At 44.7% G+C, this 11,640-nt stretch carries 9 protein-coding genes, 1 other RNA gene, 1 pseudogene and 1 riboswitch; of the genes and pseudogenes, 6 read left to right on the forward strand and 5 right to left on the reverse strand.

The window, feature by feature from the left end; genetic code table 11:
• Nucleotides 1–16: 16 nt before the first annotated feature.
• The 4 genes from lgt to B0G85_RS08330 all read left to right on the forward strand — a co-directional run bounded on the left by lgt (nt 17) and on the right by B0G85_RS08330 (nt 4,944).
• Nucleotides 17–817 carry a prolipoprotein diacylglyceryl transferase gene (lgt, locus tag B0G85_RS08315; RefSeq protein WP_100380003.1) on the forward strand — a complete coding sequence of 267 codons (801 nt, stop codon included), beginning with the start codon at nt 17–19 and terminating at the stop codon, nt 815–817.
• Between the two features lie 115 nt (nt 818–932).
• Complete coding sequence (locus tag B0G85_RS08320) at nt 933–2,237, forward strand: malonyl-CoA decarboxylase (protein WP_100380004.1); 1,305 nt, start codon at nt 933–935, stop codon at nt 2,235–2,237.
• A gap of 240 nt (nt 2,238–2,477) precedes the next feature.
• On the forward strand, nt 2,478–3,386 hold the full coding sequence (locus tag B0G85_RS08325) for a Bug family tripartite tricarboxylate transporter substrate binding protein (RefSeq protein ID WP_232726006.1): 909 nt from the start codon (nt 2,478–2,480) through the stop codon (nt 3,384–3,386).
• 34 nt (nt 3,387–3,420) lie between these two features.
• Nucleotides 3,421–4,944: a malonate--CoA ligase gene (locus tag B0G85_RS08330; protein ID WP_100380006.1), complete on the forward strand. Its 1,524-nt coding sequence runs from the start codon at nt 3,421–3,423 to the stop codon at nt 4,942–4,944.
• Nucleotides 4,945–4,957: 13 nt separating this feature from the next.
• Here the strand turns inward: B0G85_RS08330 and B0G85_RS08335 are convergent, their stop codons facing one another.
• The 5 genes and pseudogenes from B0G85_RS08335 to B0G85_RS08355 form a co-directional block, all read right to left on the reverse strand.
• The gene (locus tag B0G85_RS08335; RefSeq protein WP_100380080.1) at nt 4,958–5,776 is read right to left on the reverse strand and encodes a sulfite exporter TauE/SafE family protein; all 819 of its coding nucleotides are present in this window, start codon (nt 5,774–5,776) and stop codon (nt 4,958–4,960) included.
• Nucleotides 5,777–5,779: 3 nt separating this feature from the next.
• Nucleotides 5,780–5,998, reverse strand: a non-coding RNA gene (gene ssrS, locus B0G85_RS08340) — 6S RNA.
• Nucleotides 5,999–6,082: 84 nt separating this feature from the next.
• Nucleotides 6,083–6,328: pseudogene (locus B0G85_RS10455) on the reverse strand (cell division protein ZapA); the annotation flags it as partial.
• Nucleotides 6,303–6,584, reverse strand: a complete 282-nt coding sequence (locus B0G85_RS08350; RefSeq protein ID WP_100380007.1) for a hypothetical protein — start codon at nt 6,582–6,584, stop codon at nt 6,303–6,305. The pseudogene B0G85_RS10455 and the gene B0G85_RS08350, both read right to left, overlap by 26 nt.
• A gap of 45 nt (nt 6,585–6,629) precedes the next feature.
• Entirely contained in the window at nt 6,630–8,612 is a 1,983-nt protein-coding gene (locus B0G85_RS08355; RefSeq protein ID WP_100380008.1) for a TonB-dependent receptor domain-containing protein, read from the reverse strand.
• Between the two features lie 148 nt (nt 8,613–8,760).
• Nucleotides 8,761–8,974: riboswitch (cobalamin riboswitch) on the reverse strand.
• Nucleotides 8,975–9,043: 69 nt separating this feature from the next.
• On the opposite strand from B0G85_RS08355, the gene B0G85_RS08360 reads away from it, so the two are divergent.
• Both B0G85_RS08360 and oxc read left to right on the forward strand, forming a co-directional pair.
• The gene (locus B0G85_RS08360; protein ID WP_100380009.1) at nt 9,044–9,661 is read left to right on the forward strand and encodes a Crp/Fnr family transcriptional regulator; all 618 of its coding nucleotides are present in this window, start codon (nt 9,044–9,046) and stop codon (nt 9,659–9,661) included.
• A gap of 210 nt (nt 9,662–9,871) precedes the next feature.
• Nucleotides 9,872–11,581: an oxalyl-CoA decarboxylase gene (gene oxc / locus B0G85_RS08365; RefSeq protein ID WP_100380010.1), complete on the forward strand. Its 1,710-nt coding sequence runs from the start codon at nt 9,872–9,874 to the stop codon at nt 11,579–11,581.
• The last annotated feature ends 59 nt before the right edge of the window (nt 11,582–11,640 follow it).

An 11,640-nucleotide genomic window follows, 5' to 3' on the forward strand; every position in this document is an offset into this window, starting at 1 on the left:
CTAGCTAGGCCTTTCTATGTTGATACATCCCCAGTTTGATCCCGCCGCATTGCGTATTGGCTCATTTGCTATTCATTGGTATGGTCTGATGTATCTCTTGGCTTTTATGCAATTCTTATTATTAGGGCGATTGCGTATTCGCGCCTCTCAATATCAAGTGCTAGGCTGGACCTACAAAGACTTAGAGGATCTTTTATTTGCAGGCGTACTCGGGGTAGTCCTTGGAGGGCGTTTGGGTTACACCTTGTTTTATATGCCTGGCTACTATTTTGAAAACCCACTCAGCATTCTTAAAATATGGGAAGGCGGCATGTCTTTTCATGGTGGCCTATTAGGTGTGTTGGCAGCATTACTTTGGTTTGCTCGCCGCCGAAAGGTCCCCTTCTTTTTTGTTAGCGATCTCGTAGCTCCACTGGTCCCATTTGGATTAGCATTTGGCCGCCTTGGAAACTTCATCAACGGCGAGCTATGGGGTCGGCCAACAGATTTACCTTGGGCTATGGTGTTTCCCATGGTGGATTCAGTTGCACGCCATCCTTCGCAGCTCTATCAACTCTTTGGGGAGGGTCTTTGTCTGGGTGTCTTGCTTTGGATGTATTCAAGTAAACCGCGCAGAGTGGGGCAGGTGTCGGGTTTTTTCCTACTGGGTTATGGTGTCTGCCGATTCTTGGCTGAATTTGCGAGAGAGCCCGATGCTTTTTTAGGTCTCTTGGGCTTCGGTCTCTCGATGGGTCAATGGCTTTCTCTCCCAATGATTGTTCTGGGTGTTTACCTGATTGCGGGCAATAGTACGAAAAAAGCGCTTATCAGAAGTTAAATAGTGAGATTTTTAGATCTTTTGTAGTTAAAATCCATGAAATCAGTGAATTCCCACAGAGAATCCTCTATTTGCACTTGTATCGCTTTAATTCACCCTCAATTGAGAGAATGACATGCTGGAAAAGTTAACCAAAGCCCGCAATCTATCGAAAGCAAACAATGCAATCAAGCGCCTAATATCTGAGCGCGGAGAATCAAATGCGCTGAGCATGGCTGATGATGTTGTGAATAACTATCGAAAATTAACAAAAGATCAACACGGATCCTTTTTTGCGTTTTTATTTGAGAAGCTCAATCCTCAGGCAGATGCAGTTTTAAAGGCTGCTCAAAATTTTTCTGCGGACTCGAGCGCACGCAACTATATCCAATTACAAAAGGTTTCTGAATCACCACGACAGGAATTTTTTCGTCGCTTAAACCGAGCTAGTCACGGTACTGCTTCAGTAGTGCAGATGCGACGCGACTTATTGCAGCTGCTCGATAAGAGACCGGAGTTAGCCGCAGTAGATTTTGATATACGACATTTGCTCTCGTCTTGGTTTAACCCAGGCTTTCTGAAGATGCATCGGGTGGACTGGAAGTCACCAGCTGATGTGCTGGAGAAACTAATTAAGCATGAGGCAGTGCATGCCATTGATGGCTGGGATGACTTACGCCGTCGCCTACAGCCCGACCGTCGTTGCTTTGCGTTCTTTCATCCCCAATTACCGAGTGAACCTCTTATCTTTGTGGAGGTGGCACTACTACCGGATATTCCTACGGTGATCACACCTTTGGTGGATAAAAGAGCGGAAACGGTAGACCAAGTTTCTCAATATAAAGTGGCCGTTTTTTATTCTATTAGTAACTGTGAGCCTGGCTTACGTGGCGTGTCGATGGGTAACTTTTTAATCAAACGGGTGGCAGAGCAGTTGCATGCCGAATTTCCGGCAATCAAAACCTTTGTCACGCTTTCCCCAATCCCTGGGTTTATTGATTGGATTGCTGCAGGTGCAAATCTAGGCGATGGTGTTCCTGCTGAGCGTTTGAAGCCAAATCTCAAGACAGCACGTGATGCCGCTTTAGCTGTGCTTCAGTTAGAAAGCAAGTCCTGGAGTGAGCGCCTGTCTGCCGGCTGGCATCCTGATTTGGCTACTGAAAAAGAGAAAGAGGCGCTAATGTGTTTGGCAAGCATTTATTTAGGGCTTGCGTCGACCGGGCGAAATGGCAATCCGGTTGCCAAATTCCACTTGGGCAATGGCGCTAAATTGCACCTCATTAACTGGGCAGGAGATCTGTCGCGTAAGGGCCTGCGTCAATCTGCCGGGCTCATGGTGAACTATCTTTATGACTTAGGTAGTGTCGAGGATAATCACGAGCGTTTCGCTGATGGTGAAATCGTGTTTTCAAGGGCGGTAGGGCGTCTTATGGCTCCTTAGAGGCCTCTAATGAAATAAGTGTTTTTGTTTGTGTTAACCCTTAGCGATGCTATTCCTATTTAGGATAAGTCCCGATTAGAATGTGGGGTACAGAAGTTTTTTGTTTAAAGAAAATCAACAACTTAGTTGATAAAAAGATAGGAGATAGACATGTTTAATCAAGTCAGTAAGCTTTCCATATTTTCATTTGGTAAATTAAAAAAGGCTTTATTTTTAATCTGCGCAATCCCATTGACCGTCATGGCTCAAGAGTGGCCCAATAAGCCAATTACTTTTGTTGTCCCATTTCCAGCTGGTGGCGGTACCGACGCTTTTGCTCGACCATTAGCCAATCAGCTTACCAAGCAGTTAGGCAAGCAAATCATTATTGATAACCGTGGCGGTGCAGGTGGTACCTTAGGCGCTTCCATTGCAGCCAAGGCGGCCCCTGATGGCTACAGTTTTTTTGTTGGCGCAGCGCATCATGCAATTGCACCATCTATGTATCCCAATCTTGACTACGACATTGAGAAGAGTTTTATTCCGGTTGCAATGATTGCAAACCCACCCCAAGTCATTGTGGTGAATCCCAAAAATGTACAGGCTAAAAACTTAAAAGAATTTATCGAGCTGCTGAAAAAGAATCCTGGTAAGTTTAATTATGCGAGTGCCGGTAATGGGTCATCACACCACTTGGCTGGCGAGCAATTTAAAATGCTAACCAAGACATTCATTACCCATATTCCTTACCGTGGTGCAGGCCCCGCAATGCAAGACCTGATTGCTGGTCAAGTGGATGTTGAGTTTGATGGCCTGGGCTCTTCTGCTCCACAAATTAAAAACGGTGCCATTGTTGCTTTGGCTGTAGCCTCACAAAAGCGCGCACCTGGTTTTCCAAACGTGCCAACTGCAGCGGAAGCTGGGTTGGTTGGGTATGAGGTTTCTACTTGGTACGGTATATTTGCACCTAAAGGTACACCACAACCTATCGTCGACAAAATGATTGCTGAGATTCAGAAAGCAATCAATACCCCTGAACTGAAGACTATCTGGACTAATAATGGCTCTGACACTCCGAATTTAACAGGGGAAGCATTTGGTAAATTTGTTTCTGCGGATATTAAGCGTTGGGCTTCCGTTGCTAAGGCCTCTGGCGCTAAGCTTGATTAATGATTTGATTTAACTGACTGGTTTTGAGGCTCTTATGAATTTATATTCTCTCTTGGAAAAAGGTTTTCCAAAAGACAAGCAAGCATGTGCACTAGAAACGCATGATGGACTGTATTACTCCTGGAGCGATCTAGAGCGTGCTACTGCCAAGATGGCGAATTTTTTAAAGAGCCTCAAACTGCCAGCTGGTTCACGTATTGCAGCGCAAGTTGAAAAGTCCCCTGAGGCACTGTTTCTTTATCTGGCTACTGTTAAAGCGGGCTATGTTTATTTGCCTCTGAATACGGCATATCAAGCCGCAGAGATTCAATACTTTATCGAAAATGCTGAGCCTGCCGTGATGGTTTGCAGTAGTAAGAATTTCTCCTGGGTTTCTAAAGTCGCTTTTAAAGCGGGTACTATGCGGGTCTTTACGTTGGATGAGGATCGTACGGGAACCTTGTTAGAGCGTTGTACTAATCAAAGTGACCAGTTCAAAACAGTACCCGTTAAGGATGATGATTTAGCTGCCATCTTGTATACCTCCGGTACCACTGGCCGCAGTAAAGGCGCGATGCTGACCCATCGGAATCTAGGCAGTAATGCACAGGTTTTGCAAAAATTCTGGGGCTGGAAAAAGGGCGATGTTTTATTGCATGCGCTCCCTATTTTCCATGTGCACGGTTTGTTTGTTGCTGCTCATGGCGCATTAATCAACGGTAGCAAAATGATTTGGTTGCCACGTTTAGACACAGCGCAACTCATTCATCACATGCCAAATTCTACTGTCATGATGGGTGTGCCTACCTTTTATGTGCGCTTGTTAGCGGATAAAGGGTTTACTAAGCAGGTTACAAGCAATATGCGGTTATTTGTTTCTGGATCTGCGCCGCTACTGACAGAAACTTTTAATACCTTTAAAGAAGTAATTGGCCAGCCCATACTTGAGCGTTACGGCATGAGTGAGACTGTGATGTTGGTCTCTAATCCTTATAAGGGAAGTCGTATAGGCGGTTCAGTTGGCTTGCCTTTACCAGGAGTGAAGGTTCGGGTGGTGAATGAAAATAACAAGCCTTGTGGTCCAAATGAAATTGGCAGTATTCAGGTAAAGGGTCCGAATATATTTAAGGGTTACTGGCGCATGCCTGAAAAGACAGCTGAAGAATTTACTAAGGATGGCTGGTTTAAGACGGGTGATGTCGGTCGCTGGGGTGGCGCTGCTAATGGTGGTACTGCACCCAAGGATTATTTATGTATTGTTGGGCGCAGTAAAGATCTGATTATTTCTGGTGGCTATAACGTCTACCCAAAAGAAATTGAGAGCTTTATTGACGATATGGATGGTGTTGATGAGAGCGCAGTAATTGGCATTCCGCATCCTGATTTTGGTGAGGCAGTGATGGCGGTGGTCGTTCCAAAGAAGGGTGCTAAGTTAGATCCTCAGGCGATGATTGCTACCCTGAAAACGCAGATTGCTAACTTTAAGATCCCTAAGCGCTTAGAAGTAGTTTCTGACTTGCCTCGCAACGCTATGGGTAAAGTTCAAAAGAACATTCTGCGCGAGCAATACACTAGCTAGTAGTCGGCACTACTCAGAACCCAAATGCCTTGCGGCTTTCGTTAAACATGAAGGCCGCAAGCAAAAATAACATCACTCCAAAAATGCGTTTAAGCTGAGCAACATTGAGTTTTCGGGCCATTTTTGCACCTAATGGGGCGGTAAAAATACTCACTGCCACAATGCAGATGACTGCGGGTAAATAGACAAATCCGAGCGATCCTTCGGGTAGGTTTGGGTTACCCCAACTACCGTACATATACCCAATAGTGGCTGCCGCTGCAATTGGGAACCCAAGTCCTGAGGAGCTGGCCATTGCAGTGTGGGGTTTAACGTTACACCACAGCATAAATGGCACAGTTATAAATGCGCCACCCGCACCAACAAGACTTGCAATCACGCCTGTAAAAGCCCCAAAGGAAAAAAGCCCCAACCTTCCCGGCAACTCACGGCCAGCCGTAGGTTTTTTATTGATGATCATTTGAACCGAGGTGTACACAATAAATAGGGCAAAGCAAAGGGATAACCAAGAGGTATTGATTGCCTCAAAAATTTCGCTACCACCCACTAGGCTACCAATAACTAAGCCCGGACTTAATGAGGCAACTAACTTCCAGTTTATTGATTGATGTTTGTGATGCGCCCATATGGCCGAAGTAGTGGTGAATAGAATGGTTGCCATACCTGTAGCAATAGCCATATGTACGATGATGTTTTGGCTGAATCCGAGGTGATTAAAAACCAAAATCATGAATGGCACCAATATCATGCCGCCGCCAATACCAAGCAGCCCAGCAAGAAAGCCAGAAATACTGCCACACAGCATTAGCATTGCAATGTCGCTTATTGACATGATGAATTCCCCGCCTTGGCCGCTAGGCCGTCATCCCGAACCCTAAGGTTCAAGGTGGAGCGGCTACTCTGTTTTGGGTGCATTAAGAAATCCAGGGAGTGAACAACGCAAGGTTGCCACTGTGTAAGTTCAAAACGCTCACGCCCACAAGGTAAAAACCGTTCCTGATGCTTGCGCATCGGTTCAAGGAACTATTGGCCTTGGCGAACCAGGCAGGGAAAGGGTTTGCATCAAAGCATCTACTTGATCTTCTAGGGAATGAATTTCATTTTGAAGACGCACCATCTCTTCTGGATTGGTATGCGATGAGGTGCTTTGAGCGGGTAGGGGTTGGGGACTACGTTGCAAGGCAATGAGGTCTCCAGCTATTTTGATTGCGGCCATCATACTGGCACGCTCTATGCTGCGGTTACCACCGTTGATTGCCAGCTGAATTTGTTCGTCTACCAACGTACAGGCAGCGCGCAACAAAGGCTCATGCTCCGTACTGGTAGCGAGTGTAATTTTTTGCCCTGCGAGGCTTACTTCAATGCGTTGTTGGCTCATTGTCATCCTCTGGGGTGGTAGGTGTTAGGGCGTCACCAAGTAAATTCATTTGACGCGTATCACTTTGATCTGGTAACCGGCTTAGGATATGCTGAATGCGCTTCTGAGCATCCTCAATTTTAGCTTCCAGCTGCGCGCGCTCTTGATGCAAAGCCTTTACTGCTTGAGTAATCAGTTTTACCTTATTTGCTACGCGCTCAATAGACGTTGCAACATCAGTATCAACCTGATGGGGGGCGGTGAAGGGGATTTGCTCTTCCATATAGGCATTGTAGCCTTGACTGGAAACCCTGCAAGCCCCCCTTACTTATTTGATAGCGTAGCGAATACCAGCAAAGATATTTGATCCGGCGTTGTTAAAGCCATAGTTTGTCTGATATTGAGAGTTAAAAACGTTATTCCAACGTATGAACGTAGAAAGATTTTTCTCAATTTGATAACTTCCATATAGTCCAACAAGTGCATAACTTGGCATAGCATTTGTAATTGCTGTTTGGGTATCGTTTACGCCCCCCCATCTTGGACCATTGATGGTCACGTTTGTTCCAAAATTTAATTTACCAATTTTGTAGTCTGCAAGTAGGTTACCAACCCAATTTGCACGATATGGAACATCTAAACCAGTAGTTTGGTCAACAGTGCTCATTGCGTCTGCAGATGCCTTAAGTGTTAAGTCATTTATACGTGCATCCATACCAAGTGATGCGCCTCTAATTTGCACCAAACTGAAATTAGTAGGTTGATAATAAGAATAGTAGGTAGCTGTGTCAGAGGCGCCAATTGGTAAGATAAAATTTTCAATTCTATTTTGATACGCAGTTAAATGGATGCCGTAGCTTCTTGTTTCGTAATGAATGCCCGTTTCAAAATTACGACTTGTTTCCGGTTTTAGATTCAGATTTCCGTAACCAGGGTAGTAGAGGTCATTAAACGAAGGCGCCCTAAATCCAGTTCCATAGTTTGCATTTACTCTTAACTCTTTTGTAAAAAAATATCCATATGCTGCGCTATATGTAACTTGTGAACCATATTGAGAAATTTGATCATTCCTCACTGCTAAAGTTGCAAGATTATTACCCCGCTTTAGTTCATAAGAACCTGCAATTGAATTTGTAGTTCTTGATTGATTCACTGTGCAATCATTTGAGCAGCCACCAGTTAAATAACCCGAGTTATTCAATTTGGCATATTGAATATTATTTTCTAGAAGTAATTGCAGTTTATCTTGGCCGATTTTAAAGTCGTTCTGCCATAAAAAGTCATATGAAGGAGTACTTAACTTATCACTAAATTGTGAACTCAGATACTGCGAGGAGTTTGATGTGCTTGAAATTTGAAAGAAGCTACTCCAATTTTCCATTATTTGATTTTTTGAATATGCAGAAAATATTGCCAGTTGGTTAACACCCATAGTAGTCTCGGGATGAGATTCACCATAAGGGCCAACAGTAGCGTCGAACACTGTATTAGGGTATTGATAATTATTTTTACTAGAAAATACTTTTAAACCCAGTTCTTGACCTGCACTCCATGACGTTGAGAGCGATCCTGTAATGCCCAATCGTGTGTATCCCGTGGGCGTCGTTGGGAATGGGTAACTACTTGTTGTTGGGCTGTATTTATTGTTGCTGGCAACAGTATTAAATCCAGCAGAATTTTCTTGACTTACTCCGATTGAATAATTTAAGTCTTTATCTTTTCCAGCAGATCCAGAGAGTGATGCATTTGTTATGCTTGTGTTGTATGTTCCATACCCAGCAGATGCTTCAAATTGTGTTGGTCCGCCACCTTTTTTTGTGAATATTTGAATAACCCCACCCATTGCATCAGAGCCGTAAAAGGTGCTTTGAGGCCCATAAATTATTTCAATATGGTCAATTAACGATAGAGGTATTGCGTTCCATACTGCTCCTCCCGTTGCGGAATCTACCTTCACCCCATCAATTAAAACTAAACTCTGTCCGTTACTTGTTCCTCTGACGTAGACGCTTGAAATATTTCCCGCCCCACCAGTGCTTGAAATTTGTATGCCTCGTTGTTGCTGCAGTAAATCCGGAAGACTGGACTGGCCAGAATTTTCAATTTCTTCTCTGCTGATATACGTGTAGTCTGCTAGAACGTCATTTCCTGATTTTGGAGTTCTAGTTGCTGTAACGATTACTGGATTTGAGGGGGCTAACGAATTTGTGACGGATACCGTGCTGGTATTTTGAGCAAACACTACCGTACTTATCGAAAATAATGCGCCGCATACCAGGGCACGCGAGCTGCTGCTGAACTGCTGTTTCATGATGAACCTTCTGCCTTCGAATTACCAAGCTCACTTCCCCGCGAGCTGGGTCGAACAGAATTTCACTTTTAGAGTTCGAGCGTCAATTAGACATCTCCATCGCACGATAGAGGGGAGTCTTACTGGCGCGCGAAGGATCCCCGTCCGCAAAATTCCACCTGTCTTGGCCGGTATCCGGGCTTGTAAATTTCAGAGGCTGGCCTTCCCATGCAATTGACGCGCACAGTGGCTAAATCAGACTCCTGACTATCTAGCTAAAAGTTAGAAAGTATTTACTTACCGTTGCGGGGGCAGCACACGTTTAGTGTTTCCCGTTTAACTTTATTGCATTGCAATAAAGCACCACGACTCGCTGACTATAGCTTAGTTTTAGAAATGAGGATGTTTTATTACTTAATCAGCCTACAATATAGGGCTAGGAGTAATGATTTATGACAGCGTTAGACAAGCACCCCGAAAAAAACCTGATTCGCCTACAGCTGAGCCAAAATTCTGTGCTCAAAAGCCTGGATTCAGAGACATTGGCAGAGTTGGAGCGTCATTTGGAGGTTTCAGATCTCAAAAAATCTGAAATCCTGCTCCATCAAGGCGATCATCAAATGGAGCAGTATTTCGTTTTAGATGGAATTTTGAAGCGGATCGTATCAAGCGCTGACGCTAAAGAGATGATTTTGCGCTTTGCTATTGAGAAAGACATTGAGACTAGCTATGCTGCTTGGCGCCTGAAAACCTCAGCCCCATACAGTATTGCCTGCGTTACTAAGGCTCGTGTAGCGCGCATGCCCCTGAAGAAGTGGGCTGAATTTTTGGATGCGCATCAGCCATTAAAGGAGAGTTTTGAGTTTGAGGTGATGCGCTTAATGAGTGAAATCATGGCCCACACCATCACTCTGCATATGCTGGATGCCCCTGGGCGAGTGGAGCGTTTCTTGCGCAAATATGAGGCATTGTTTGAGCTTCTCCCCAAAAAAGAGCTGGCCGCCTACTTAAATCTCTCCCCAGAGACTTTAAGCCGTATGAAAACGAAGCATAAAGAGCTCTTTACGTAGCCATAAAGCGAGTTGTTTCTAGATTTCAGGGGGAAATTGACCGAAGTCAATGATGAACTAGACCCCCAAGTCTAAGATTCAACTCAGCCTTATCGGGGTGTTTGCCCTTACCGTTGCATCCCTAACAACACTTTATTGGAGACAGTTAGCGCAAGCTAAATCGTATTGAACTTACTGATCGTTCAGTCGATGTAATTAACTAAATATTTTATGACAACAGATAATCAAAACACCCCAGTAACCGACGGTTTTCACCTCGTGATTGATGCTTTAAAAGCAAACGATCTCGATACTATTTTTGGACTTGTTGGTATTCCTATTACTGACTTATGCCGCTTGGCTCAGGCTGAAGGCATTCGTTTTATTGGCTTTCGCCACGAACAACATGCAGGTAATGCTGCAGCAATTGCAGGCTACATGACCCAAAAGCCCGGTATCTGCATGACTGTTTCGGCTCCTGGTTTTTTAAATGGTTTAACAGCACTTGCCAATGCGACCGTGAACTGCTTTCCTATGATTTTAATCAGTGGCTCAAGTGAGCGCGAGATTGTGGACTTGCAACAAGGCGACTACGAAGAAATGGATCAGCTCAATGCTGCTAAGCCGTATTGCAAAGCAGCTTATCGCATCAATCACATTGAAGATATTGGCATTGGCTTTGCACGTGCAATCCGTGCAGCGGTATCAGGTCGTCCAGGTGGCGTGTATCTAGATTTGCCAGCGCAATTGCTGAGTCAAACTATGCCGGTTGAAGAAGCTAAAAAGTCGATCTTTAAAGTAATCGATCCAGTTCCACGTCAAATCCCAGCAGCTGATGCTGTTGAGCGCGCCTTGAATATATTGAAGGGCGCCAAGCGTCCATTGATTTTGTTGGGCAAAGGCGCAGCTTATGCACAAGCCGATGCTGATATTCGTGCTTTGATCGAAAAATCAGGTATTCCTTACTTGCCAATGTCGATGGCTAAAGGTTTGTTGCCAGACAACCACCCACAATCGGCTTCTGCAGCCCGTTCATTTGTGTTGGCTGAGGCTGATGCGGTGATGCTGGTTGGCGCACGTTTAAATTGGTTGCTTGCGCACGGCAAAGGCAAGACTTGGGGCAAAGAGCCTAAGAAATTTATTCAGATCGATATTCAGTCAAATGAAATTGATAGCAACGTGCAAATTGATGCCCCATTGATTGGTGATGTCGGTTCTTGCGTTGGTGAGCTCTTGAAAGGTATTGCAGTAGTTCCCAAGCCAAGTGCTGAATGGATTAATGCCATCAATGAGAAAAAAGACAAGAACATGGCGAAGATGGCAGAAACACTTGCTAAAGAAGCCTCTCCAATGAACTTCCATGGCGCATTGCGTGCTATTCGTGATGTTGTTAAGAAAAACCCAGATCTCAATTTGGTAAACGAAGGCGCAAACACCCTCGACTATTGCCGCGCCATTGTAGATATGTACAAGCCACGTAAGCGGTTTGACTCGGGTACTTGGGGCATCATGGGTATTGGTATGGGTTACGCAATCGGTGCTGCAGTAACTAGTGGTTTACCAACGATTGCAGTTGAGGGCGATAGCGCCTTTGGATTTAGCGGTATGGAATTAGAAACCATTTGCCGCTATAACCTACCTATTACAACCATTGTGTTCAACAACAACGGTGTATACCGTGGTACTGATGTCAACCCAACTGGTGGGGCTGATGTCGCACCAACTGTATTCGTTAAGAATGCACGTTACGACAAAATGATAGAGGCGTTTGGTGGTGTGGGTTACTACGTTACTACGCCAGAAGAGCTGGAGACAGCCCTGACTAAGGCTATTGCGGAAGGCAAGCCCGCATTGATTAATGCTGTGATTGACGAAACTGCCGGAACAGAAAGTGGACGTTTAACTAATCTGAACCCATCAACCGCAGCCGCAAAGCATTAAGTATTTTAGAGTAATGAATCAGTAATATTTTTGAGCTAAATTAGGCAATAAATAAGTAG

This window comes from Polynucleobacter brandtiae, from assembly GCF_002797575.1.
Classification (GTDB): domain Bacteria; phylum Pseudomonadota; class Gammaproteobacteria; order Burkholderiales; family Burkholderiaceae; genus Polynucleobacter; species Polynucleobacter brandtiae.

What these genes read in the sequence shown, in the direction of transcription:
- lgt (WP_100380003.1), top strand. Translation starts at nt 17, where the DNA reads ATGTTGATACATCCCCAGTTTGATCCCGCCGCATTGCGTATTGGCTCA.
- B0G85_RS08320 (WP_100380004.1), top strand. Translation starts at nt 933, where the DNA reads ATGCTGGAAAAGTTAACCAAAGCCCGCAATCTATCGAAAGCAAACAAT.
- B0G85_RS08325 (WP_232726006.1), top strand. Translation starts at nt 2,478, where the DNA reads ATGGCTCAAGAGTGGCCCAATAAGCCAATTACTTTTGTTGTCCCATTT.
- B0G85_RS08330 (WP_100380006.1), top strand. Translation starts at nt 3,421, where the DNA reads ATGAATTTATATTCTCTCTTGGAAAAAGGTTTTCCAAAAGACAAGCAA.
- B0G85_RS08335 (WP_100380080.1), bottom strand. Translation starts at nt 5,776, where the DNA reads ATGTCAATAAGCGACATTGCAATGCTAATGCTGTGTGGCAGTATTTCT.
- B0G85_RS08350 (WP_100380007.1), bottom strand. Translation starts at nt 6,584, where the DNA reads ATGGAAGAGCAAATCCCCTTCACCGCCCCCCATCAGGTTGATACTGAT.
- B0G85_RS08355 (WP_100380008.1), bottom strand. Translation starts at nt 8,612, where the DNA reads ATGAAACAGCAGTTCAGCAGCAGCTCGCGTGCCCTGGTATGCGGCGCA.
- B0G85_RS08360 (WP_100380009.1), top strand. Translation starts at nt 9,044, where the DNA reads ATGACAGCGTTAGACAAGCACCCCGAAAAAAACCTGATTCGCCTACAG.
- oxc (WP_100380010.1), top strand. Translation starts at nt 9,872, where the DNA reads ATGACAACAGATAATCAAAACACCCCAGTAACCGACGGTTTTCACCTC.